This window comes from Pseudomonas sp. H3_A02 (genome assembly GCF_054671965.1).
Map to the genome: position 1 here is coordinate 1,953,774 of NZ_CP162807.1, position 18,342 is coordinate 1,972,115.

The 18,342-nt window shown below is 57.1% G+C and carries 26 protein-coding genes; 24 read left to right on the top strand and 2 right to left on the bottom strand.

From position 1 onward, the window contains the following. Positions 1–10 precede the first annotated feature (10 nt). From rplP to bfr, 22 genes are all read left to right on the top strand, one after another. On the top strand, positions 11–424 hold the full coding sequence (rplP, locus tag AB4N80_RS08455; protein ID WP_003186052.1) for a 50S ribosomal protein L16: 414 nt from the start codon (positions 11–13) through the stop codon (positions 422–424). Beyond that, positions 424–615 carry a 50S ribosomal protein L29 gene (rpmC, locus tag AB4N80_RS08460; protein ID WP_002555481.1) on the top strand — a complete coding sequence of 64 codons (192 nt, stop codon included), beginning with the start codon at positions 424–426 and terminating at the stop codon, positions 613–615. Before rplP ends, rpmC begins: the two co-directional genes overlap by 1 nt. Positions 616–617: 2 nt before the next feature. Then, positions 618–884 carry a 30S ribosomal protein S17 gene (rpsQ, locus tag AB4N80_RS08465; RefSeq protein ID WP_003194644.1) on the top strand — a complete coding sequence of 89 codons (267 nt, stop codon included), beginning with the start codon at positions 618–620 and terminating at the stop codon, positions 882–884. A 23-nt stretch (positions 885–907) separates the two neighbouring features. Next, complete coding sequence (gene rplN / locus AB4N80_RS08470; RefSeq protein ID WP_002555479.1) at positions 908–1,276, top strand: 50S ribosomal protein L14; 369 nt, start codon at positions 908–910, stop codon at positions 1,274–1,276. A gap of 11 nt (positions 1,277–1,287) precedes the next feature. Further along, positions 1,288–1,602, top strand: coding sequence for a 50S ribosomal protein L24 (gene rplX / locus AB4N80_RS08475; RefSeq protein WP_003186046.1), 315 nt, complete (start codon positions 1,288–1,290; stop codon positions 1,600–1,602). Positions 1,603–1,622: 20 nt separating this feature from the next. After that, positions 1,623–2,162, top strand: a complete 540-nt coding sequence (gene rplE, locus AB4N80_RS08480) for a 50S ribosomal protein L5 (protein ID WP_003186044.1) — start codon at positions 1,623–1,625, stop codon at positions 2,160–2,162. A 13-nt stretch (positions 2,163–2,175) separates the two neighbouring features. Beyond that, positions 2,176–2,481: a 30S ribosomal protein S14 gene (gene rpsN / locus AB4N80_RS08485; RefSeq protein WP_003186042.1), complete on the top strand. Its 306-nt coding sequence runs from the start codon at positions 2,176–2,178 to the stop codon at positions 2,479–2,481. Between the two features lie 210 nt (positions 2,482–2,691). Beyond that, complete coding sequence (rpsH, locus tag AB4N80_RS08490) at positions 2,692–3,084, top strand: 30S ribosomal protein S8 (protein ID WP_003186040.1); 393 nt, start codon at positions 2,692–2,694, stop codon at positions 3,082–3,084. A gap of 12 nt (positions 3,085–3,096) precedes the next feature. Next, positions 3,097–3,630, top strand: a complete 534-nt coding sequence (rplF, locus tag AB4N80_RS08495) for a 50S ribosomal protein L6 (protein WP_003186039.1) — start codon at positions 3,097–3,099, stop codon at positions 3,628–3,630. 10 nt (positions 3,631–3,640) lie between these two features. Beyond that, a complete protein-coding gene (gene rplR / locus AB4N80_RS08500; RefSeq protein WP_003186037.1) occupies positions 3,641–3,991 on the top strand; it encodes a 50S ribosomal protein L18 in 351 nt (116 codons plus the stop codon). Between the two features lie 3 nt (positions 3,992–3,994). Then, a complete protein-coding gene (gene rpsE / locus AB4N80_RS08505; protein WP_003186035.1) occupies positions 3,995–4,495 on the top strand; it encodes a 30S ribosomal protein S5 in 501 nt (166 codons plus the stop codon). Positions 4,496–4,497: 2 nt separating this feature from the next. Beyond that, positions 4,498–4,674: a 50S ribosomal protein L30 gene (gene rpmD / locus AB4N80_RS08510; RefSeq protein WP_003186033.1), complete on the top strand. Its 177-nt coding sequence runs from the start codon at positions 4,498–4,500 to the stop codon at positions 4,672–4,674. 3 nt (positions 4,675–4,677) lie between these two features. Next, positions 4,678–5,115: a 50S ribosomal protein L15 gene (gene rplO / locus AB4N80_RS08515; protein WP_003186032.1), complete on the top strand. Its 438-nt coding sequence runs from the start codon at positions 4,678–4,680 to the stop codon at positions 5,113–5,115. Further along, the gene (secY, locus tag AB4N80_RS08520) at positions 5,116–6,444 is read left to right on the top strand and encodes a preprotein translocase subunit SecY (RefSeq protein WP_018612224.1); all 1,329 of its coding nucleotides are present in this window, start codon (positions 5,116–5,118) and stop codon (positions 6,442–6,444) included. It abuts the gene before it with no gap. 30 nt (positions 6,445–6,474) lie between these two features. Then, a complete protein-coding gene (gene rpmJ / locus AB4N80_RS08525) occupies positions 6,475–6,591 on the top strand; it encodes a 50S ribosomal protein L36 (protein WP_002555468.1) in 117 nt (38 codons plus the stop codon). A gap of 130 nt (positions 6,592–6,721) precedes the next feature. Next, complete coding sequence (gene rpsM, locus AB4N80_RS08530; protein ID WP_003186020.1) at positions 6,722–7,078, top strand: 30S ribosomal protein S13; 357 nt, start codon at positions 6,722–6,724, stop codon at positions 7,076–7,078. A 30-nt stretch (positions 7,079–7,108) separates the two neighbouring features. After that, a complete protein-coding gene (gene rpsK, locus AB4N80_RS08535) occupies positions 7,109–7,498 on the top strand; it encodes a 30S ribosomal protein S11 (RefSeq protein WP_002555466.1) in 390 nt (129 codons plus the stop codon). 18 nt (positions 7,499–7,516) lie between these two features. Further along, positions 7,517–8,137 (top strand): 30S ribosomal protein S4, encoded by a 621-nt coding sequence (gene rpsD, locus AB4N80_RS08540; RefSeq protein WP_003176404.1) that lies wholly within the window; start codon positions 7,517–7,519, stop codon positions 8,135–8,137. 22 nt (positions 8,138–8,159) lie between these two features. Next, a complete protein-coding gene (locus AB4N80_RS08545) occupies positions 8,160–9,161 on the top strand; it encodes a DNA-directed RNA polymerase subunit alpha (RefSeq protein ID WP_003186012.1) in 1,002 nt (333 codons plus the stop codon). Positions 9,162–9,203: 42 nt separating this feature from the next. Beyond that, positions 9,204–9,590, top strand: a complete 387-nt coding sequence (rplQ, locus tag AB4N80_RS08550; protein ID WP_003186009.1) for a 50S ribosomal protein L17 — start codon at positions 9,204–9,206, stop codon at positions 9,588–9,590. 223 nt (positions 9,591–9,813) lie between these two features. Beyond that, the gene (locus AB4N80_RS08555) at positions 9,814–11,262 is read left to right on the top strand and encodes a catalase (RefSeq protein ID WP_460081494.1); all 1,449 of its coding nucleotides are present in this window, start codon (positions 9,814–9,816) and stop codon (positions 11,260–11,262) included. A 158-nt stretch (positions 11,263–11,420) separates the two neighbouring features. Next, positions 11,421–11,885 (top strand): bacterioferritin, encoded by a 465-nt coding sequence (gene bfr / locus AB4N80_RS08560; RefSeq protein ID WP_014340470.1) that lies wholly within the window; start codon positions 11,421–11,423, stop codon positions 11,883–11,885. A 161-nt stretch (positions 11,886–12,046) separates the two neighbouring features. Here bfr and uvrA read toward each other — a convergent pair whose 3' ends face one another. Continuing rightward, positions 12,047–14,881, bottom strand: coding sequence for an excinuclease ABC subunit UvrA (uvrA, locus tag AB4N80_RS08565; protein WP_460081497.1), 2,835 nt, complete (start codon positions 14,879–14,881; stop codon positions 12,047–12,049). A 179-nt stretch (positions 14,882–15,060) separates the two neighbouring features. Here uvrA and AB4N80_RS08570 point away from each other — a divergent pair, with 179 nt between their 5' ends. Together AB4N80_RS08570 and AB4N80_RS08575 are read left to right on the top strand one after the other, a co-directional pair. Further along, entirely contained in the window at positions 15,061–16,458 is a 1,398-nt protein-coding gene (locus AB4N80_RS08570; protein WP_122566149.1) for an MFS transporter, read from the top strand. A 9-nt stretch (positions 16,459–16,467) separates the two neighbouring features. Continuing rightward, a complete protein-coding gene (locus AB4N80_RS08575) occupies positions 16,468–16,989 on the top strand; it encodes a single-stranded DNA-binding protein (protein WP_122566150.1) in 522 nt (173 codons plus the stop codon). A 200-nt stretch (positions 16,990–17,189) separates the two neighbouring features. On the opposite strand, the gene AB4N80_RS08580 is transcribed toward AB4N80_RS08575, so the two are convergent. Continuing rightward, positions 17,190–18,257, bottom strand: a complete 1,068-nt coding sequence (locus AB4N80_RS08580) for a LacI family DNA-binding transcriptional regulator (protein WP_122566151.1) — start codon at positions 18,255–18,257, stop codon at positions 17,190–17,192. Between the last annotated feature and the right edge of the window lie 85 nt (positions 18,258–18,342).

An 18,342-nucleotide genomic window follows, 5' to 3' on the forward strand; every position in this document is an offset into this window, starting at 1 on the left:
GGTACGCCAAATGTTGCAACCAAAGCGTACGAAGTTCCGCAAGCAGATGACCGGCCACAACCGTGGCCTGGCATTGCGCGGTAGCAAAGTCAGCTTCGGCGAGTTCGCGCTGAAGTCTGTTGCTCGTGGTCGTCTCACCGCTCGTCAGATCGAGTCAGCGCGTCGTGCTCTGACCCGTCACGTAAAACGTGGCGGCAAGATCTGGATCCGTGTATTCCCGGACAAGCCTGTCACCAAGAAGCCACTCGAAGTTCGGATGGGTAAAGGTAAGGGTAACGTGGAGTACTGGGTTGCCCAGATTCAGCCAGGCAAAGTCCTGTATGAAATCGAGGGTGTTTCTGAAGAGCTGGCGCGTGAGGCTTTCGCCCTGGCTGCTGCAAAGCTGCCGCTCGCCACCTCCTTTGTTAAACGGACGGTGATGTGATGAAAGCGAATGAACTTCGTGAAAAATCAGCACAGCAGCTGAACGAGCAACTGCTCGGCCTGCTGCGCGACCAGTTCAATCTGCGTATGCAGAAAGCAACTGGCCAGTTGGGGCAGTCTCATCTGCTCTCGCAAGTTAAGCGTGACATCGCTCGCGTGAAAACTGTGCTCAACCAGCAGGCAGGTAAGTAATCATGGCTGAAGCCGAAAAAACTGTCCGTACGCTGACTGGCCGTGTTGTCAGCGACAAGATGGACAAAACCATCACCGTTCTGATCGAGCGTCGCGTTAAGCACCCGATCTACGGTAAATACGTTAAGCGTTCGACTAAGCTGCACGCGCACGACGAAACCAATCAGTGCCACATCGGCGACAAAGTCACTATTCGTGAAACTCGTCCGATGGCCAAGACCAAGTCTTGGGCGCTGGTTGATGTTCTCGAACGCGCTGTGGAAGTCTAAGGGCTAGGGGTCGGAGAAATTATATGATTCAGACTCAATCCATGCTCGATGTGGCCGATAACAGCGGCGCTCGCCGTGTTATGTGCATCAAGGTGCTGGGTGGCTCCCATCGTCGTTACGCTGGTATCGGTGACATCATCAAAGTTACCGTCAAGGAAGCAATTCCTCGCGGTAAGGTGAAAAAAGGCCAAGTGATGACTGCTGTTGTAGTCCGCACCCGCCATGGCGTTCGTCGTGCTGACGGCTCCATCATCCGCTTTGATGGCAACGCTGCTGTTCTGTTGAACAACAAGCAAGAGCCGATCGGCACCCGTATCTTTGGGCCAGTGACCCGTGAACTTCGTACTGAGAAGTTCATGAAGATCGTCTCGCTCGCCCCAGAAGTGCTGTAAGGAGATCCGACATGCAAAAGATTCGTCGTGACGACGAGATCATCGTGATCGCCGGCAAAGACAAAGGTAAGCGCGGTAAGGTGCTGAAGGTTCTTGCTGACAACCGTCTGGTTGTTGGTGGTCTGAACCTGGTCAAGCGTCATACCAAGCCTAACCCGATGTCGGGCGTACAGGGCGGTATCGTCGAGAAAGAAGCGCCACTGCACGCTTCCAACGTCGCCATCTTCAACGGCGAAACCAACAAGGCTGACCGCGTTGGTTTCAAAGTAGAAGACGGTAAGAAAATTCGTGTCTTCAAGTCGACCCAAAAAGCGGTTGATGCTTGAACACTGCTAGGTAGAAGACCATGGCACGACTAAAAGAGATTTACCGGAAGGAAATCGCACCGAAACTTAAGGAAGAACTTAAGCTTTCGAACGTGATGGAAGTTCCGCGCGTTACCAAAATCACCCTGAACATGGGTCTGGGCGAAGCGATCGGTGACAAAAAAGTCATCGAGCACGCTGTTGCTGACCTGGAAAAGATCACCGGTCAGAAAGTCGTCGTGACTTACGCTCGGAAATCCATCGCTGGCTTTAAAGTCCGTGAAGGTTGGCCGATCGGCGTCAAAGTGACCCTGCGCCGTGAGCGTATGTACGAGTTCCTGGATCGTCTGCTGTCGATCTCCCTGCCTCGGGTTCGCGACTTCCGCGGCCTGAATGCCAAGTCCTTCGATGGTCGTGGCAACTACAGCATGGGCGTTAAAGAGCAGATCATTTTCCCGGAAATCGATTACGACAAGATCGACGCTCTCCGCGGTCTGGACATTACCCTGACCACCACTGCTCGGACGGATGACGAAGGTCGCGCACTGCTGCGCGCTTTCAAATTCCCGTTCCGCAACTGATTGGAGTAGGAAAATGGCCAAGAAGAGCATGAAGAACCGTGAGCTGAAGCGTCAGCTCACCGTTGCCAAGTACGCCACCAAGCGTGCAGCGCTGAAAGCTATCATCGTTGATCTGAACGCAAGTCCAGAAGCGCGTTGGGAAGCTACCGTAGCCCTGCAGAAGCAGCCACGTGACGCAAGCGCCTCGCGCATGCGTAACCGCTGCCGCCTGACTGGTCGTCCGCACGGCGTGTACCGCAAGTTCGGCCTTGGCCGTAACATGCTGCGTCAAGCTGCAATGCGTGGTGACGTTCCAGGTCTGGTTAAAGCCAGCTGGTAAGCACTGTCAAAGTCGCGACGTGCGGGATTGCAAGATCCTGACCGTCGGTGACCTTGAACTTGAATCAAGCCCCTATTGGGGCTTGATTCATTTGTGGGGTGTGTCTAGAATACCCGGCTCGCCTGAGCCCGTGTTTTTGTTGCACGGATGCGCTCGGCGACACGTACTAGCCGAAAGGCTAATTTTTTGTGTATTAGGAGCGTCTAGCCCATGAGTATGCAGGACCCGTTAGCGGACATGCTAACTCGTATCCGTAATGCCCAGATGGCTGAAAAGTCCGTCGTAAGCATGCCATCTTCTACGTTGAAGGTAGCTGTTGCCAAAGTCCTGAAGGACGAAGGTTACATTGCGGGTTATCAGATCAGCAGCGAAATCAAGCCTCTGCTGTCCATCGAGCTGAAGTACTTCGAAGGCCGTCCGGTCATCGAGGAAGTGAAGCGCGTTAGCCGTCCAGGCCTGCGTCAGTACAAGTCCGTCGATGATCTGCCAAAAGTTCGTGGCGGTCTCGGTGTGTCTATCGTCTCCACCAACAAAGGTGTGATGACGGATCGTGCTGCGCGCGCTGCCGGTGTCGGCGGCGAAGTTCTTTGCACTGTGTTCTAAGGGGGGATAAGCATGTCACGCGTCGCTAAGAACCCCGTTAAGCTGCCAGCCGGTGTCGAAGTAAAATTCGCAGGCCAACAGCTTTCGGTGAAGGGTGCCAAGGGCACTCTGCAACTGAACATCCATTCGTCCGTTGAGATCGTTGAAGAAGCTGGTGAGCTGCGTTTCGCTGCTCGCAATGGCGATCAACAGACTCGCGCAATGGCTGGTACCACTCGTGCGTTGGTAAACAACATGGTCCAAGGCGTAAGCCAAGGCTTCGAGCGCAAGCTCCAGCTGGTCGGTGTTGGTTATAAAGCGCAAGCAAAAGGCACAGTGCTGAACCTGGCTCTTGGCTTCTCGCACCCAGTGGATTATGAACTGCCGGAAGGCATCACCGCTGAGACTCCTAGCCAGACCGATATCCTGATCAAGGGCATCGACAAGCAGCTGGTAGGTCAAGTGGCCGCCGAGATCCGCGACTTCCGTCCACCAGAGCCGTACAAAGGCAAAGGTGTGCGCTACGCGGACGAAGTCGTCCGTCGTAAAGAAGCCAAGAAGAAGTAGGGCATAGCAAATGACCGACAAAAAAGTTACTCGACTGCGTCGCGCTCGCAAAGCACGCCTGAAAATGCACGAACTCGAAGTCGTGCGTCTCTGCGTGTTCCGCTCGTCGCAGCACATCTACGCCCAGGTCATTTCGGCCGACGGCAACAAAGTCCTGGCAAGTGCCTCGACTTTGGATAAAGAACTGCGTGATGGCGCCACTGGCAACATCGACGCGGCCACTAAGGTTGGCCAGCTGGTCGCTACGCGTGCTAAAGCCGCTGGCGTCTCGCAGGTGGCTTTCGACCGCTCTGGCTTCAAGTACCACGGCCGCGTCAAGGCGCTGGCTGATGCTGCTCGTGAAGCTGGGCTGGAGTTCTAAGTTATGTCAAATAACGACCAAAAGCGCGACGAAGGCTACATCGAGAAGCTGGTTCAAGTTAACCGCGTAGCCAAAACCGTTAAAGGCGGCCGTATCTTCACTTTCACTGCGTTGACCGTAGTGGGTGATGGTAAAGGCCGTGTTGGCTTCGGCCGTGGCAAGTCGCGTGAAGTGCCTGCTGCGATCCAGAAGGCAATGGAAGCTGCTCGCCGCAACATGATCCAGGTTGATCTGAACGGCACCACTCTGCAGTACGCAATGAAGTCCGCCCATGGCGCTTCGAAGGTGTACATGCAGCCTGCTTCTGAAGGTACCGGTATCATCGCTGGCGGCGCTATGCGTGCTGTCCTCGAAGTTGCTGGCGTTCAGAACGTTCTGGCCAAGTGCTATGGCTCGACTAACCCAGTAAACGTGGTTCACGCCACTTTCAAGGGTTTGAAAGCAATGCAGTCTCCTGAATCCATTGCCGCCAAGCGTGGCAAAAGCGTCAAGGAGATCTTCTGATCATGGCTACCGTAAAAGTTACGCTGATCAAAAGCATGACCGGCCGCATCCCTAACCACAAACTGTGCGTTAAGGGTCTGGGTCTGCGTCGCATCGGTCACACTGTAGAAGTCCTGGATACTCCCGAAAATCGCGGGATGATCAACAAGGCTTACTACATGCTGCGTGTCGAGGGTTAATCGATGAAACTCAATGATCTGAGTCCAGCGCCGGGTTCCCGTCGCGAAAAGCATCGTCCGGGCCGTGGTATCGGTAGTGGTTTGGGCAAGACCGGTGGCCGTGGCCACAAAGGTCAGACCTCCCGCTCCGGTGGCACCATTGCTCCAGGCTTTGAAGGCGGTCAACAGCCGCTGCATCGTCGCCTGCCGAAGTTCGGTTTCGTTTCCCTGAAAGCCATGGATCGCGCAGAAGTGCGTCTGTCCGAGCTGGCCAAAGTGGACGGCGACATCGTCACCGTGCAGTCCCTGAAGGATGCCAACGTGATCAACCAGAACGTTCAGCGTGTGAAAATCATGCTGTCGGGCGAAGTTGCTCGTGCTGTCACCATCGGAAAGGGAATCGGCGCCACCAAAGGTGCGCGTGCGGCTATCGAAGCAGCTGGCGGCAAGTTCGAGGAATAAATGGCTAAGCAAGGTGCTCTCTCTGCGCTCGGCAAAGGCGGTATGTCTGAACTCTGGGCTCGTCTGCGTTTTCTGTTCCTGGCGATTATCGTCTACCGAATAGGCGCACACATCCCGGTTCCAGGTATCAACCCGGACCGACTCGCGGACCTGTTTCGACAGAATGAGGGGACCATTCTTAGCTTGTTCAACATGTTTTCCGGCGGCGCGCTGGAGCGGATGAGCATCTTTGCACTGGGGATCATGCCGTACATTTCGGCATCGATCATCATGCAATTGATGTCCGCTGTCAGCCCGCAGCTGGAGCAGTTGAAGAAGGAAGGTGAAGCTGGCCGTCGCAAGATCAGCCAGTACACCCGCTACCTCACTGTCGTCCTCGCTCTTGTTCAAGCTGTTGGCATGTCCATCGGCTTGGCGGGGCAGGGCGTAGCGTTCACTGGTGACTTTGGCTTCCATTTCGTCGCGGTAACCACTTTTGTGGCGGGTGCGATGTTCATGATGTGGCTGGGTGAGCAGATTACTGAGCGTGGTGTTGGCAACGGTATCTCGATGTTGATCTTCGCAGGTATCGTCGCCGGTCTTCCGAGAGCGATCGGGCAGTCTTTCGAGTCTGCGCGTCAGGGTGATATCAACATCTTTGCCCTGGTTGCCATCGGTTTGCTGGCAGTAGCGATTATCGGTTTCGTGGTGTTCATTGAGCGTGGCCAGCGTCGTATTGCTGTTCACTACGCCAAGCGTCAGCAGGGCCGCAAGGTATTTGCTGCGCAGACCAGCCACTTGCCGTTGAAAGTGAACATGGCCGGCGTTATCCCGGCTATTTTCGCGAGCAGCATCTTGCTGTTCCCGGCTTCGTTGGGTGCCTGGTTCGGCCAGTCTGAAGGTATGGGCTGGTTGCAGGACATCTCGCAGTCGATCGCTCCTGGTCAGCCGTTGAATATTCTGCTGTTTAGTGCAGGGATTATTTTCTTCTGCTTCTTCTATACGGCGTTGATGTTCAATCCGAAAGACGTAGCGGAAAACCTGAAGAAGTCCGGTGCCTTTATTCCGGGCATCCGTCCAGGTGAGCAGTCGGCGCGCTACATTGATGGCGTTCTGACTCGTTTGACCTTGTTCGGTGCTCTTTACATGACGGCCGTCTGCTTGCTTCCCCAGTTCCTGGTGGTTGCGGCAAACGTACCGTTCTACCTTGGCGGGACCTCGTTGCTGATCGTGGTCGTGGTTGTGATGGACTTCATGTCCCAAGTACAATCGCACCTCGTTTCGCACCAGTACGAATCCCTGATGAAGAAAGCCAACCTGAAGGGCTACGGCAGCGGCATGTTGCGCTGAGTAGCGTCCATAAGGTTCGAGGAGTTGGTGATGAAAGTTCGTGCATCGGTGAAAAAGCTGTGCCGTAACTGCAAGATTATTCGCCGCGAAGGTGTTGTTCGGGTAATTTGCAGCGCGGAACCGCGTCACAAACAGCGCCAAGGCTGAGTGTGATTGTGCTTTAAGCCCGGCAGCTAGTGCGCTGCCGGGTTGATTATTTGTTATTACAGCGATATTATCTCGCGCCCTATTTCTTGGCTTCCGGGGCGTAGGTAGCTGTCAATTGGAGTCCCACTGAATGGCCCGTATTGCAGGCGTCAACATTCCAGATAACAAGCATACTGTTATCTCGCTGACCTACATCTATGGTGTTGGTCGCACTACTGCACAGAAAATTTGTGCAGTGACTGGGGTCAACCCAGCGGCAAAGATCAAAGATCTGAGCGACGAGCAGATTGAACAGCTGCGTGGCGAAGTGGCGAAGTTCACCACTGAAGGTGACCTGCGTCGCGAAATCAACATGAAAATCAAGCGCTTGATGGACCTCGGTTGCTATCGCGGTCTGCGTCATCGTCGTGGTCTGCCAGTACGCGGTCAGCGTACCAAGACCAACGCGCGTACCCGTAAAGGTCCGCGTAAGCCGATCCGCAAGTAATCGCCCCAGCGAATCGACAGGAATTTAATCATGGCAAAACCTGCTGCTCGTCCTCGTAAAAAAGTTAAAAAGACAGTGGTTGATGGCATCGCCCACATCCATGCTTCTTTTAACAACACCATCGTGACCATTACCGACCGTCAAGGTAACGCTCTTTCCTGGGCTACCTCCGGTGGTTCGGGTTTCCGCGGTTCCCGCAAGTCCACCCCGTTCGCTGCTCAAGTAGCTGCTGAGCGTGCTGGTCAAGCTGCGCTGGAATATGGCCTGAAAAACCTCGACGTCAACGTCAAAGGTCCAGGTCCAGGTCGTGAATCCGCAGTCCGCGCTTTGAACGGCTGTGGCTACAAGATCGCCAGCATCACCGACGTGACGCCAATCCCGCACAACGGGTGCCGTCCGCCGAAGAAGCGCCGCGTGTAATCCAGGAGATTGTAAAGAATGGCTCGTTACATTGGTCCAAAATGCAAACTCGCTCGTCGCGAAGGCACCGATCTTTTTCTGAAGAGCGGCGTGCGCGCGATCGAATCGAAGTGCAACATTGAAGCAGCACCTGGTATCCATGGCCAACGCCGCGGTCGCCAGTCCGATTACGGCACCCAACTGCGTGAAAAGCAGAAGGTCCGTCGTATCTACGGCGTTCTCGAGCGTCAATTCAGCGGCTACTACAAAGAAGCTGCTGGCAAGAAAGGCGCAACCGGCGAAAACCTGTTGCAACTGCTCGAATGCCGTCTGGACAACGTTGTATACCGTATGGGTTTCGGTTCTACTCGTGCCGAATCCCGTCAGCTGGTATCGCACAAGTCGATCAGCGTTAACGGTCAGACCGTAAACGTTCCGTCCTACCAGGTTCGTGCTGGTGACGTGGTTGCTGTTCGCGAGAAAGCAAAGAACCAACTTCGCATTGTCCAAGCTCTCGATCTGTGTGCCCAACGTGGCCGCGTAGAATGGGTAGAAGTAGACACTGAGAAGAAGTCGGGCGTTTTCAAGAACGTTCCTGCTCGCAGTGATCTGTCCGCCGACATCAACGAAAGCCTGATTGTCGAGCTCTACTCCAAGTAAGGGCTAGAAAATAGGTGCATCCATGCAGATTTCGGTAAATGAGTTCCTGACACCCCGCCATATTGATGTGCAGGTTGTCAGTCCAACCCGCGCCAAGATCACACTCGAGCCTCTCGAGCGTGGTTTCGGCCACACCCTGGGCAACGCGCTGCGCCGCATCCTGTTGTCCTCAATGCCCGGCTGTGCAGTAGTCGAGGCCGAGATTGACGGTGTGCTCCACGAGTACAGCGCCATCGAAGGTGTACAGGAAGACGTAATTGAAATCCTGTTGAACCTGAAAGGTCTGGCTATCAAGCTGCACGGTCGTGACGAAGTTACGCTGACCTTGTCGAAGAAGGGTTCGGGGGTGGTTACCGCTGCCGATATTCAGCTGGATCATGATGTCGAGATCGTTAACCCCGATCACGTAATCGCTAACCTGGCGTCTAACGGCGCCCTGAACATGAAGCTCACCGTAGCTCGTGGTCGTGGTTATGAACCGGCAGACTCGCGTCAGAGCGATGAAGACGAAAGCCGCAGCATCGGTCGCTTGCAGCTTGACTCTTCGTTCAGCCCAGTTCGCCGTATCGCATACGTGGTGGAAAACGCCCGTGTCGAACAGCGTACCAACCTGGACAAGCTGGTTATTGATCTGGAAACCAACGGTACCCTGGATCCTGAAGAGGCTATCCGCCGTGCTGCAACCATTCTGCAACAGCAGTTGGCTGCGTTCGTCGACCTCAAGGGTGACAGTGAGCCAGTGGTTGTCGAGCAGGAAGACGAGATCGATCCGATCCTGCTTCGCCCGGTTGACGATCTGGAACTGACTGTACGTTCGGCTAACTGCCTTAAGGCGGAAAACATCTACTACATCGGCGACCTGATTCAGCGTACCGAAGTAGAGCTGTTGAAGACTCCGAACCTTGGCAAGAAATCCTTGACTGAAATCAAGGACGTTCTGGCCTCCCGCGGTCTGTCCCTCGGCATGCGCCTCGACAACTGGCCGCCTGCAAGTCTTAAGAAGGACGACAAGGCGACTGCCTGATCGTCGTAATCACCGAACGTTGTGTTTGGTAAGGAATGAACCATGCGTCATCGTAAAAGTGGTCGTCACCTGAGCCGCACCAGCTCGCACCGCAAGGCCATGTTCCAAAACATGGCGGTGTCGCTGTTCGAGCACGAGCTGATCAAAACTACACTGCCGAAAGCCAAAGAACTGCGTCGCGTTGCTGAGCCGCTGATCACTCTGGCCAAGACAGATAGCCTGGCTAACCGCCGTCTGGCTTTCGACCGTACTCGTTCGAAAGCTATCGTTGGTAAGCTCTTCAACGACCTGGGCAAGCGTTACGCTACCCGTGAGGGTGGCTACCTGCGCATCCTCAAGTGCGGTTTCCGCGCTGGCGACAACGCGCCTATGGCGTACGTCGAGTTGGTTGATCGTGCTACCAGCGGTGAAGCTGTATCCGCTGAGTAAGTCGGCAACAAACAAAAAACCGGGCCTTGTGCCCGGTTTTTTGTTGCCTGCTGAAAAGTACTTAGGCCGTTTCGCCTGGCTCGGCTATCGGCAAGTCTTCATCATTAGATAATGACTATCGATGTCCATGATTTAATGAATTTGGATACTGTCATTAACATGATCGATACTCCTTTCCAGCCGATTAGCCGGCAGTTTGAAGACCGACCTAGGAAGATTGCGCATGAGCCAGATCAAAACGCTTACGACCGCCAGCGGCGCTCCAGTCGCCGATAACCAGAACTCTCGTTCCGCCGGCCCGCGGGGCCCGCTGCTGCTCGACGATTTTCACCTGATCGAAAAGCTTGCTCACTTCAACCGCGAGAACATTCCCGAGCGTCGTGTGCACGCCAAAGGGTCGGGGGCCTACGGTACCTTCACCGTCACCCAGGACATTACCCAGTACACCAGCGCCAAGTTGTTCGAGTCGATCGGCAAGCAGACACCCACCTTCCTGCGCTTTTCCACCGTGGGTGGCGAGCGGGGTTCGGCCGACACTGAACGTGATCCGCGCGGGTTTGCCTTGAAGTTCTACACCGAGGAAGGTAACTGGGACATCGTCGGCAACAACACGCCGGTTTTCTTCATCCGCGATCCGTTGAAATTTCCAGACTTCATCCATACCCAGAAGCGTCTGCCGCAAAGCAACCTGAAAAGTGCCCAGGCGATGTGGGATTTCTGGTCGCATTCGCCTGAGGCGCTGCACCAGGTCACCATCCTGTTTTCCGACCGCGGCATTCCAGATGGCTACCGCCACATGCACGGCTTCGGCAGCCACACCTACAGCTTGATCAACGCACAGGGTGAGCGGCACTGGGTGAAGTGGCACTACAAGACCCTGCAAGGCATCAAGAACCTCGCGCCGGCAGAAGCGGCACGCCTGGCCGGTGCCGACCCGGATTACGCCCAGCGCGACTTGTTCGAGGCCATCGAGCGCGGTGACTTCCCGAAATGGCGCGTCTGCATCCAGATCATGAGCGAAGCCCAGGCTGCGGCTCATTACGAGAATCCGTTCGACGTGACCAAGACTTGGTCGCAGAAAGAGTATCCGTTGATCGAAGTGGGTGTGCTCGAGCTCAACCGCAACCCGTTGAACTACTTCGCTGAAGTCGAGCAGGCGGCGTTTGGCCCGAGCAACATGGTGCCAGGGGTTGGTCTCTCGCCGGATCGCATGCTGCAGGGCCGTGTCTTCGCCTACGCCGATGCGCACCGCTACCGTGTGGGTACCAATCACCAGCAATTGCCGGTGAATGCGCCACGTAGCCCGGTCAACACTTACCAGCGCGACGGCGCCATGGCGTTTGGCAGCAATGGCGGGGCGGCACCGAACTACGAGCCTAACAGCTATGTTGAGGCGCCGAAGCAGGCCCCGCGTTACGCGGAGCCGGCACTGACCCTCAGTGGCGCGGCGGACCGTTACGATCATCGCGAAGACACGGACTACTACAGCCACGCCGGTGCGTTGTTCCGCTTGATGAATGATGAACAGAAAGCCCTGTTGATCAGCAACATCGCCGGTGCGATGGGTGGTGTGTCGGCAGATGTGGTTGACCGTCAGTTGCAGCATTTCTTCAAGGCAGATGTCGCCTACGGAGAAGGTATCGCAAAAGCCTTGGGCGTAGCGCTTAACTAAGTCTAAACGAGAAGCAGAACCGCCCTCATTAGGGCGGTTTTTGCGTTATTTAGCTTGGTTTTCTCGGATTTTCTTCGCTTTTATTGCGTTGAGGCCGTGACCTTGCGGTCAGCTTGGTTCAAACTACAACCTTTAAAAGCTTGTGGAGATGTAGGGCGATGCAAGGTCACCCAGACGTAATCGATTACCTCAACACGTTGCTGACTGGCGAGCTGGCAGCCCGTGATCAATATTTCATCCATTCGCGGATGTACGAGGATTGGGGTTTTACCGAGCTCTACGAACGTATCAACCACGAGATGGAAGAAGAGACCCAGCACGCCGATGCACTGATGCGCCGGATCCTGATGCTCGAAGGCACGCCACGCATGCGCGCCGATGACCTGGATGTCGGGACCACCGTGCCCGATATGTTGGCCGCTGACCTGCGCTTGGAATACAAAGTTCGCGCCGCGTTGTGCAAAGGCATTGAGCTCTGCGAGCAGCACAACGACTACGTGACCCGCGAGATTTTGCGGATCCAGCTCAACGACACCGAAGAAGACCACACCTACTGGCTGGAGAAGCAGTTGGGTCTGATCAAGCTGATCGGGTTGGAGAACTACCTGCAATCGCAGTTCTGACGCACTCATTGTGGGAGCGAGCTTGCTCGCGATAGCGGTGGGTCAGTCAGCAGAAATGTGGCTGACATACTGATCCCGAGCAGGCTCGCTCCCACAGGGAAACAAACAAAAAGCCCCTGCCATCGATGAGATGACAGGGGCTTTTTCGTGCTCGGGTGGAATCAGTCCCGATCACGCTCCAGCAGCGGCTTGAGGTAGTAACCGGTGTAGGACTGCTTCATCTCGGCCACTTGTTCCGGCGTACCCACGGCAATGATCTGGCCACCCTTGGAACCGCCTTCCGGCCCCAGGTCTACCAACCAGTCCGCGGTCTTGATCACGTCCAGGTTGTGTTCGATCACCACCACGGTGTTGCCGTGGTCGCGAAGGCGATGCAGCACGTCGAGCAATTGCTGGATATCGGCGAAGTGCAGGCCGGTGGTCGGCTCGTCGAGGATATACAGGGTCTTGCCGGTGTCGCGCTTGGACAGCTCGCGGGACAGCTTGACCCGCTGGGCTTCACCACCGGACAGCGTGGTTGCCGACTGCCCCAGCTTGATGTACGACAGGCCGACATCCATCAGCGTCTGGAGCTTGCGCGCCAGGGCCGGCACCGCGTCGAAGAACGCCCGGGCCTCTTCGATGGTCATCTCGAGGGTTTCGTGAATGTTCTTGCCCTTGTATTTGATCTCCAGGGTTTCGCGGTTGTAGCGCTTGCTCTTGCAGACATCGCACGGCACGTAGATGTCGGGCAGGAAGTGCATTTCCACCTTGATCAGGCCGTCGCCCTGGCAAGCCTCGCAGCGCCCACCCTTGACGTTGAACGAGAAACGCCCCGGGCCATAACCCCGTGAACGGGACTCCGGCACGCCGGCGAACAGTTCACGGATCGGTGTGAACAGCCCGGTATAGGTCGCCGGGTTGGAGCGCGGTGTGCGGCCAATCGGGCTTTGGTCGATGTCGACCACCTTGTCCAGGTGCTCCAGGCCCTTGATGCTGTCGTGAGCGGCGGCTTCCAGGGTGGTGGCGCCGTTCAGGGCCGTGGCGCTGAGGGGGAACAGGGTGTTGTTGATCAGCGTCGACTTGCCGGAGCCGGATACACCGGTAACGCAGGTCAGCAGGCCGATGGGGATTTCCAGGTCGACGTTGCGCAGGTTGTTGCCGCGAGCGCCCTTGAGGGTCAGCGACAGCTTTTTGTTGCGCGGCGTACGCTTGGCCGGGACCTTGATCTTGACCCGGCCCGACAAGTATTTGCCCGTTAGCGAGTCGGGGTGCGCCATGACTTCGGCGGCCGTGCCCTGAGCAACGATATGCCCGCCATGCACGCCCGCGCCGGGACCGATATCCACCACGTAGTCGGCCAGGCGGATGGCATCCTCGTCGTGCTCGACCACGATCACCGTGTTGCCGATGTCCCGCAGGTGTTTCAGGGTCCCGAGCAGGCGATCGTTATCCCGCTGGTGCAAGCCGATGGACGGCTCGTCGAGGATGTACATCACCCCCACCAGACCGGCGCCGATCTGGCTGGCGAGGCGGATACGCTGGGCTTCGCCGCCGGACAAGGTGTCTGCGCTGCGATCGAGGGTCAGGTAGTCCAGGCCGACGTTCACCAGGAACTGCAGGCGCTCGCGGATTTCCTTGAGGATCTTGTCGGCGATTTCGCCACGCCGACCGGTGAGCTTCAAGCCGCCGAAGTAATCGGTGGCATCGCCAATCGGCAGGTTGGTCACCGCCGGCAACGTCTTCTCGCCGACCCATACATGCCGCGCTTCGCGACGTAGGCGGGTGCCACGGCAATCGGGGCAGGGCTGGGTGCTGAGGAACTTGGCCAGTTCTTCGCGCACGCTGGCCGACTCGGTCTCGCGGTAGCGTCGCTCCAGGTTCGGCACGATGCCTTCGAACGGGTGGGAGCGCTTGACGATATCGCCACGGTCGTTGAGGTATTTGAAGTCGACGTTCTGCGAGCCGCTGCCGTGCAGGATGAATTTCTGCTGGTCGGCGGGCAACTCGTTGAATGGCTTGTCCAGGCTGAACTTGTAATGAGCCGCCAGCGAACCGAGCATCTGGAAGTAATAGACGTTACGCCTGTCCCAGCCGCGAATCGCCCCTTCGGCCAGGGTCAGCTCGCCATTGACCAACCGCTTGGTGTCGAAGAACTGCTTGACCCCCAAACCGTCGCAAGTCGGGCAGGCGCCGGCCGGGTTGTTGAAGGAGAACAGCTTGGGTTCCAGCTCGCTGATGGCATGGCCGCAGATCGGGCAGGCGAAGCGTGCGGAGAAAATGATCTCTTCGCCGGGCTCGTCGTCCATCGGTGCGACCAGGGCGATGCCGTCGGCCAGTTTCAGCGCGGTCTCGAAGGATTCGGCCAGCCGCTGTTGCAAGTCGGCGCGGACCTTGAAGCGGTCGACCACGACATCGATCGTATGCTTCTTCTGTTTATCCAGCTTCGGCAGTTCGTCCAGCTCGCACAGCTTGCCGTTGACCCGGGCCCGCACGAAGCCCTGGGCGCGCAGTTCTTCGAAGACCATCAGGTGTTCGCCCTTGCGCTCGCGAATCACCGGCGCCAGCAGCATCAGCTTGCTGCCTTCGGGCAGGGCCAGCACCAGGTCGACCATCTGGCTGACGGTCTGGGCTTCCAGGGGAATGTCGTGGTCGGGGCAGCGGGGGATACCCACCCGTGCATACAGCAGGCGCAGGTAGTCGTAGATCTCGGTGATGGTGCCGACCGTCGACCGGGGGTTATGGGAGGTCGACTTCTGTTCGATGGAAATGGCCGGCGACAGGCCTTCGATGGTGTCGACGTCGGGTTTTTCCATCATCGACAGGAACTGCCGGGCGTAGGCCGACAGCGACTCGACATAGCGTCGCTGGCCTTCGGCGTACAACGTGTCGAAGGCCAGGGATGATTTGCCGGATCCGGACAGGCCGGTGATGACGATCAGCTTGTCCCGTGGCAGGGTCAGGTCGATGTTCTTCAGGTTGTGGGTACGGGCCCCACGAATCAGGATCTTGTCCAAAGTGGCCTCGCTCGGCGGGCGTCGAAAACGTAGGAGTATACGGGCAAATACTGGATGGATGCACACTATTGCAGGCGCGATTGCAGCCATACATGAAGACTGCGCGGCAAACGGTCGCCATATACCCTCTCAATCGATGGGACTGGTAGAATCGCCGCCGGTTCACATGAGGTTTTTCCATGCAAGATCCCCACAGCGAACGCATGAGTCGTGGTGAGACACGCGCAGCAAGCGGTCTGGCCCTGGTGTTCGCCTTCCGTATGCTGGGCATGTTCATGGTGTTGCCGGTGCTGGCGACCTATGGCATGGACCTGGCGGGCGCGACCCCGGCCCTCATCGGCTTGGCGATTGGCGCTTACGGCCTGACCCAGGCGATTTTCCAAATTCCGTTCGGGGTCATTTCCGACCGCATCGGCCGGCGTCCGGTGATCTACCTGGGGTTGATCGTCTTCGCCCTCGGCAGCGTGCTGGCGGCCAATGCCGACTCGATTTGGGGCGTGATCGCCGGACGCATCCTACAGGGCGCCGGGGCTATTTCCGCGGCCGTCATGGCGCTGCTGTCAGACTTGACCCGCGAACAGCATCGGACCAAGGCCATGGCCATGATCGGCATGACCATCGGTCTGTCGTTCGCCGTGGCCATGGTGGTCGGTCCCTTGCTGACCCGGGCCTTTGGCTTGTCCGGCCTGTTCCTGGCGACCGGTGCCATGGCGCTTGTGGGGATCCTGATCGTGGCGTTCATGGTGCCGCACGCCACCGGGCCGTTGCAGCACCGGGAATCCGGGGTGGCGCGCCAGGCATTGATCCCGACGCTCAAGCACCCGGACCTGTTGCGCCTGGACTTGGGCATTTTCGTGCTCCACGCCATGCTGATGTCCAGCTTCGTGGCCTTGCCGCTGGCCTTGGTCGAGAAGGCCGGCCTGCCCAAGGAACAGCACTGGTGGGTCTATTTGACCGCGCTGCTGATTTCGTTCTTCGCCATGATTCCTTTCATTATCTATGGCGAGAAACGACGCAAAATGAAACGAGTTTTGCTCGGCGCCGTCGTGACGCTGATGCTCACTGAGCTATTCTTCTGGCAGTTCGGCGATAGCCTGCGGGCCCTGGTGATTGGCACGGTGGTGTTCTTCACCGCGTTCAATCTGCTGGAAGCATCGCTGCCATCGCTGATCAGCAAGGTTTCGCCGGCGGGCGGCAAGGGCACGGCGATGGGGGTCTACTCCACCAGCCAGTTCCTGGGCTCGGCGTTGGGCGGGATCCTCGGCGGCTGGCTGTTCCAGCATGGCGGTTTGTCGGTTGTGTTCCTGGGATGTGCCGCGCTGGCTGCACTTTGGTTAGCCTTTGCTGTTACCATGCGCGAACCTCCCTATGTGACGAGCCTGCGCTTGCCCTTATCGCCCGAGGCGATTCGTGAGGCTGGCCTGACCGAGCGTCTGAAGGCCGTCGTTGGAGTAACCGATGCAGTGGTGGTCGCCGACGAAGCGGCCGTTTATATCAAACTGGACACCGAATTATTGGATCGCGCGACGCTCGAGCGCCTGGTGAACAACCCGGCCCCGACCACGTGCGAAGCCTAGGAGAACGTTATGGCCCGTGGGGTTAACAAAGTCATATTGGTCGGTACTTGCGGCCAGGATCCCGAAGTTCGCTACCTGCCGAACGGCAACGCCGTGACCAACCTGAGTCTGGCGACCAGCGAGCAGTGGACCGACAAGCAGACCGGCCAGAAGGTCGAGAAGACCGAATGGCACCGCGTGTCGATGTTCGGCAAGGTGGCCGAGATTGCCGGCGAATACCTGCGCAAGGGTTCGCAGGTGTACATCGAAGGCAAGCTGCAGACCCGCGAGTGGGAAAAAGACGGCATCAAGCGCTACACCACCGAAATCGTGGTCGACATGCAAGGCACCATGCAATTGCTGGGTGGCCGTCCTCAGGGCGACCAGCAGCAAGGTGGCAACAACTACCAGCAGTCGGCCCCGCGTCAGCAGGCTCCTCGTCCGCAGCAGTCGGCCCCACAGCCACAGCGCGAGCGCCCGGCGGCTCCACAGCAGGCCGCGCCGCAGCCGGCTCCGGATTTTGACAGCTTCGACGACGATATCCCGTTCTGATCTGCATAAGATCCAGTGGTAACGGCGCATGAGGCGTTTTAGTCGATGAGGCACCTCACTCGCTGATACTTTAAAGTTCGATAAAAGCCCTCTTCGCTGCAAAGCCAGGAGGGTTTTTTTCGCCCTGTATAAAGCCGAGATATCGCGAGATGGACCCAGGTGATGAGCAGCGCGGATTAACGGACTATGCCGCGAATTGATTAGTCATAAATAACCTTCTGATAGACCGGCGTTTGCTTGGCGCTGTGCTTGATGCGTCGTACTGAGCTGCCGGTGATGAGTTGCCCGCCGAGAAGAAGATTGCCACGAGGAGATCGCGGTTCGAAAAGCTGTTGTCTCAATACCCTTATCGCTTCTGCGCCTAATTCATCGCGGGGCACGTGAAGCGTGGTGAGCGGTATATCGTTGATGTCCGCCAGGTTGAACCCGTCCATGCTCATCACTGAAACATCGTGAGGAACCCTCAAGCCGGCATTCTGGAGCGCTTTAACTGCCCCGGCTGCCATAAAGTCACCCCCGGCCAGGATGGCAGTTGGTCGGTCGTCAGGTGCGCAGTTTTCGATGAAGGCCGCTATCCGCGCTTCAGATTCAGCACTGCCGAAACCCTCGCAAACCATTAGGTGTCTTGCTTCGACAAATTCGAGATTCTGCTCCTTCCATGCATCACGAATTCCACGTATCCGCAGGTCCATCGTGTACCGCCTGAGGCACTGGAGGGTCAGTACATTTCGGTGCCCCATCTGAAACAGATAATTTATCGAATAATGACCGATTAAAAAGTGGTCGGGCGATATCGAGGGCAGGCGCATGCTGCGATCAATGCAGTTGATCAGCACCGTCGGCTTGCTGAGGTCGGCGGCAAGTTGGTGTATGTGCGGATCATCAATACCAATCAGGATCGCCGCACCAGTGTCCTTCTGGTTCATCTTTTCCAAAAACAGTAATGCGTCACTATCGACCTCTTCAAGCTCGCAGTAGCGGACTCGAACATCATGTTGCGCGACCGCCTGCGTGATGCCCTGGATCACTTTGTAGTAGAAGATATCAGAGCGTACGTTGAAGGCCCGCGAGGGCGCGAAGATGGTCAGCCCGTTGAGCAGGAAACGACCGTTGGCGAGGCTTTCCATCACGCCCTGCTGACGAGCCGCCGCTAAGACTTTTTCTCTCGTGGCCGGGCGTGTATTTGATTTGCCAGCAAGCACCCGCGACACCGTTGCGATGGACAGGCCGGTCTGTGCCGCGATTTCAGCAATGTGTAATTTCCCCACTGCGGCTTATCCATTGAGACAATTTATGTAAAAGCTTTCATAGCAGAAACGGGCCACCAATCCTAGCGTCCTTGGATTTCTACTT

Excerpts from the sequence above, each read along its gene's own strand:
- AB4N80_RS08545 (WP_003186012.1), top strand. The coding sequence starts at position 8,160 with ATGCAGATTTCGGTAAATGAGTTCCTGACACCCCGCCATATTGATGTG.
- AB4N80_RS08555 (WP_460081494.1), top strand. The coding sequence starts at position 9,814 with ATGAGCCAGATCAAAACGCTTACGACCGCCAGCGGCGCTCCAGTCGCC.
- rplN (WP_002555479.1), top strand. The coding sequence starts at position 908 with ATGATTCAGACTCAATCCATGCTCGATGTGGCCGATAACAGCGGCGCT.
- rplP (WP_003186052.1), top strand. The coding sequence starts at position 11 with ATGTTGCAACCAAAGCGTACGAAGTTCCGCAAGCAGATGACCGGCCAC.
- rpsH (WP_003186040.1), top strand. The coding sequence starts at position 2,692 with ATGAGTATGCAGGACCCGTTAGCGGACATGCTAACTCGTATCCGTAAT.
- rplQ (WP_003186009.1), top strand. The coding sequence starts at position 9,204 with ATGCGTCATCGTAAAAGTGGTCGTCACCTGAGCCGCACCAGCTCGCAC.
- AB4N80_RS08570 (WP_122566149.1), top strand. The coding sequence starts at position 15,061 with ATGCAAGATCCCCACAGCGAACGCATGAGTCGTGGTGAGACACGCGCA.
- rplR (WP_003186037.1), top strand. The coding sequence starts at position 3,641 with ATGACCGACAAAAAAGTTACTCGACTGCGTCGCGCTCGCAAAGCACGC.
- AB4N80_RS08575 (WP_122566150.1), top strand. The coding sequence starts at position 16,468 with ATGGCCCGTGGGGTTAACAAAGTCATATTGGTCGGTACTTGCGGCCAG.
- rpsM (WP_003186020.1), top strand. The coding sequence starts at position 6,722 with ATGGCCCGTATTGCAGGCGTCAACATTCCAGATAACAAGCATACTGTT.
- rpsN (WP_003186042.1), top strand. The coding sequence starts at position 2,176 with ATGGCCAAGAAGAGCATGAAGAACCGTGAGCTGAAGCGTCAGCTCACC.
- rpmJ (WP_002555468.1), top strand. The coding sequence starts at position 6,475 with ATGAAAGTTCGTGCATCGGTGAAAAAGCTGTGCCGTAACTGCAAGATT.
- bfr (WP_014340470.1), top strand. The coding sequence starts at position 11,421 with ATGCAAGGTCACCCAGACGTAATCGATTACCTCAACACGTTGCTGACT.
- rplF (WP_003186039.1), top strand. The coding sequence starts at position 3,097 with ATGTCACGCGTCGCTAAGAACCCCGTTAAGCTGCCAGCCGGTGTCGAA.
- rplX (WP_003186046.1), top strand. The coding sequence starts at position 1,288 with ATGCAAAAGATTCGTCGTGACGACGAGATCATCGTGATCGCCGGCAAA.
- secY (WP_018612224.1), top strand. The coding sequence starts at position 5,116 with ATGGCTAAGCAAGGTGCTCTCTCTGCGCTCGGCAAAGGCGGTATGTCT.
- rpsE (WP_003186035.1), top strand. The coding sequence starts at position 3,995 with ATGTCAAATAACGACCAAAAGCGCGACGAAGGCTACATCGAGAAGCTG.
- rplO (WP_003186032.1), top strand. The coding sequence starts at position 4,678 with ATGAAACTCAATGATCTGAGTCCAGCGCCGGGTTCCCGTCGCGAAAAG.
- rpmC (WP_002555481.1), top strand. The coding sequence starts at position 424 with ATGAAAGCGAATGAACTTCGTGAAAAATCAGCACAGCAGCTGAACGAG.
- rpmD (WP_003186033.1), top strand. The coding sequence starts at position 4,498 with ATGGCTACCGTAAAAGTTACGCTGATCAAAAGCATGACCGGCCGCATC.
- rpsK (WP_002555466.1), top strand. The coding sequence starts at position 7,109 with ATGGCAAAACCTGCTGCTCGTCCTCGTAAAAAAGTTAAAAAGACAGTG.
- rpsQ (WP_003194644.1), top strand. The coding sequence starts at position 618 with ATGGCTGAAGCCGAAAAAACTGTCCGTACGCTGACTGGCCGTGTTGTC.
- rpsD (WP_003176404.1), top strand. The coding sequence starts at position 7,517 with ATGGCTCGTTACATTGGTCCAAAATGCAAACTCGCTCGTCGCGAAGGC.
- rplE (WP_003186044.1), top strand. The coding sequence starts at position 1,623 with ATGGCACGACTAAAAGAGATTTACCGGAAGGAAATCGCACCGAAACTT.